Source organism: Frankia sp. AgKG'84/4, from assembly GCF_023242965.2.
Classification (GTDB): domain Bacteria; phylum Actinomycetota; class Actinomycetes; order Frankiales; family Frankiaceae; genus Frankia.
The window spans coordinates 1-3,073 of sequence record NZ_JALKFU020000607.1; the positions used below are offsets into that span (position 1 = coordinate 1).

General features: G+C 74.3%; 3 protein-coding genes. All 3 read left to right on the plus strand.

All coding sequences use genetic code 11. From position 1 onward, the window contains the following. The coding region (locus tag MXD58_RS23880; RefSeq protein WP_250609970.1) for a glycosyltransferase family 4 protein at positions 1-591 on the plus strand (591 nt) is incomplete at its 5' end. Positions 592-673: 82 nt separating this feature from the next. Next, complete coding sequence (locus MXD58_RS23885; protein ID WP_248838388.1) at positions 674-1,804, plus strand: glycosyltransferase family 4 protein; 1,131 nt, start codon at positions 674-676, stop codon at positions 1,802-1,804. A gap of 205 nt (positions 1,805-2,009) precedes the next feature. After that, a complete protein-coding gene (locus MXD58_RS23890) occupies positions 2,010-2,930 on the plus strand; it encodes a glycosyltransferase family 2 protein (protein ID WP_248838387.1) in 921 nt (306 codons plus the stop codon). The last annotated feature ends 143 nt before the right edge of the window (positions 2,931-3,073 follow it).

Sequence of the window (3,073 nt, forward strand, 5' to 3'; positions counted from 1 at the left end):
CGGCTGGGCCTGCCGCCGCCCGGTGGCTACCTGCTGACGCTGGCCACCCTGGAACCGCGCAAGGGACTCGACACGGCCCTGGCCGCGCTGCGCCGCCCGGACGATCCGGGGCTGCCCCTGGTCCATGTCGGCGCCGCCGGCTGGGGTGGGTTGGAGGTGGGTGCCGCGGCGGCCCGCCATGGTCTGGACCCGGGGCGCGTGCGCACTCTCGGGCGGATCAGTGACGAGGATCTCGCGGTGGTGCTTTCGCGGGCCGCGGTGCTGCTCGCGCCGAGCCGGTCGGAGGGCTTCGGCCTGCCCGTCGTCGAGGCGATGGCGCACGGGGTGCCGGTGGTGGTGTCCGACGCTCCCGCGCTGGTCGAGGTCTCGGGCCAGGCCGCGCTGGTGGTCGGGGTGGGGGACGACGCCGGGCTGGCGGCGGCGGTGGCCCGGATCGTCGGCGATCCGGGGCTGCGCGCCCACCTGTCGGCTGCCGGACTGGCCCGCGCCCGTGCATTTACCTGGAATGCGGCAGCGGAGGCGACGTGGGCGCTCTACCGTCGAGTCAACGATTCCCCTGCCGTGTCCGTCGCCGACGACGGGCGGGCGTAGTGTTGCCCCCGTTGGGAAGCAAGCGGTCACCGTGAAGCGATCAGCCACCCCTGCCGGGGTGGCGCGTCAGGGAAGGAGCGCCGTGGGACCCCGGGTGCTCGTCGACGCGACTTCGGTCCCGGCGGACCGTGGTGGCGTAGGGCGTTATGTCGACGGGCTGGTCGCGGCGCTGGGCGCGGCCGGTGCGGACATGGCGCTGGTCTGCCAACGGTCGGACGAGGAACGCTACAGCCGAATGGCTCCGCATGCCACCGTTCTGTCCGGGCCGGCGGCCATCGCCCACCGGCCCGCGCGGCTGGCCTGGGAGCAGACCGGCCTGCCGCTGGTCGCGGAACAGGTCAATGCCGCCGTCATTCATTCACCGCACTACACGATGCCGCTGCGAGCACAGCAGCCCGTGTGCGTGACAATTCATGACGTCACCTTCTTTACCGAGCCGGAGATGCACACGGCGGTGAAGGGGACGTTCTTCCGGTCCGCGATGCGGACGGCGGTGCGCCGGGCCGCCCGCATCATCGTGCCGTCGAAGGCCACCCGCGACGAACTCGTCCGCGTGCTCGACGCGGAGTCGACGACGACCGACGTCGCCTATCACGGCGTCGACACGTCGACCTTCCACCGGCCCACCGAGGACGACAAGCTGCGGGTGCGGCGGCGCCTCGGCCTCGGCGAGTCGAACTACATCGCGTTCCTCGGGATGCTGGAGCCGCGCAAGAACGTGCCGAACCTGATCCGTGGCTGGGCCGAGGCGGTGCACTGGCGCGACGAGCCACCGGCGCTCGTGCTGGCCGGCGGTTCCGGCTGGGATGACGACGTCGACGCGGCGGTTGCCTCCGTGCCGAGCCACCTGCGCGTGATCCGGCCGGGTTACCTGCGGTTCTCCGACCTGCCGGGCTACCTCGGCGGGGCGACGCTCGTGGCCTACCCGTCGCACGGCGAGGGCTTCGGCCTGCCGGTGCTGGAGGCGATGGCCTGCGGTGCCCCGGTGCTGACCACGCCGCGGCTGTCCCTGCCCGAGGTCGGTGGCGACGCCGTCGCCTACACCCAGCCGGACTCGGAGTCGATCGCCCGGGTGATGGGCGCCCTGCTCGACGACGCGGACCGGCGTGCGGTCCTCGGGGAGGCCGGGCTCGCCCGGGCCCGGGAGTTCACCTGGGCGGCCAGTGCCGAGGCGCACCTGGCCAGCTACGCGCGGGCGGTCGCCGAGCGCTGAGCGGCGCCAGGCGGCCCGTGGGCCGTCGGGGCGGCACCCGGGGCGACGATCGCGGCAAAGGCCGCGCTACGGTCTGTCTGGTACCCGCGCGCCGTCACCGCGACGGTGCGGCGCGTGGCATCGGTGGCCGGCGAGAGCGCGCCGCCGCCGGCCGTGGCGTGCGTCCCCAGGCGGGGCGGGTCGGGTGAGACGGGCGGACGAGAACATGGGTGTGGAACCGGAGCTCCGGGTCATCGTGGTGACCTTCCGGTCCGGCGAGATCATCGGCGCCTTCCTCGACTCGTTGGCCAAGGCGACGACCCGGCCCTACGAGGTCGTCGTCGTCGACAACTCGCCCCAGCTCGACCCCGGCACCGCCGCCGTGTCCCAGCGCCCGGAGGCCGAGCTGCTGCGACCCGGCCGCAACCTCGGCTACGGCAGCGCCGTCAACCGCGGCGCCGCCGGTGCGCGGGCACCATGGCTGGTGGTGTCCAACGCCGACATCGCCTTCTCCCCGGGCGCGCTCGACGAACTGATCGCCGCGGCGGAGCGCTGGCCGGACGCGGGGGCGTTCGGCCCCGGCATCACGAACCCGGACGGCGCCCTCTACCCGTCGGCGCGCGACCTGCCGTCACTGGGCCGCGGCATCGGCCACGCGCTGTTCGGCTGGTGCTGGCCGACGAATCCGTGGACGGCGTCCTACCGGCGTGAGCGCGGCGCGCCGCGGGAGACGACCGCCGGCTGGCTGTCGGGCTCGTGCCAGCTGGTCCGCCGGGTGGCGTTCACAGCCGTCGGGGGCTTCGACGAGTCGTACTTCATGTTCATGGAGGACGTGGACCTGGGCCGGCGCCTGGGGCTCGCGTCCTGGCCGTCGGTGTACGTGCCGACCGCCGTGGTGGAGCATCTCGGCGGCCATTCGACCAAGCGGTCCTCCCGACGGATGGTGATCGCCCACCACCGCAGCATGTTCCGCTATCTGTCCCGGCAGTATCCGGGCCCGGCCGCCGCCCCGCTGCGCCTGGCGCTCGGCGTGGGCCTGACGGCCCGGCTGCTGCTCGCCCTGGCCTTCGCGAAGGACAGCGCCGGTGCGCGGGCGACCCGGTCCGCCGGTCTGCTCCCGCCGCGCGACGCCTCCACCGGCGCCTGAGCCGCCGCGCCGCCTGCCTGCCTGCCTGCCGGCCCGCCGGCCGGCCCCGGAGTCCGCCCGGCCGGTGTTCTCTCCCCCCCAGTTAGGCCGTCGCCGGCGCAGAACCAATATAGCCGCCCGTTATTGCCCGGTGTCGACATGGG

Excerpts from the sequence above, each read along its gene's own strand:
- MXD58_RS23890 (WP_248838387.1), top strand. The coding sequence starts at position 2,010 with ATGGGTGTGGAACCGGAGCTCCGGGTCATCGTGGTGACCTTCCGGTCC.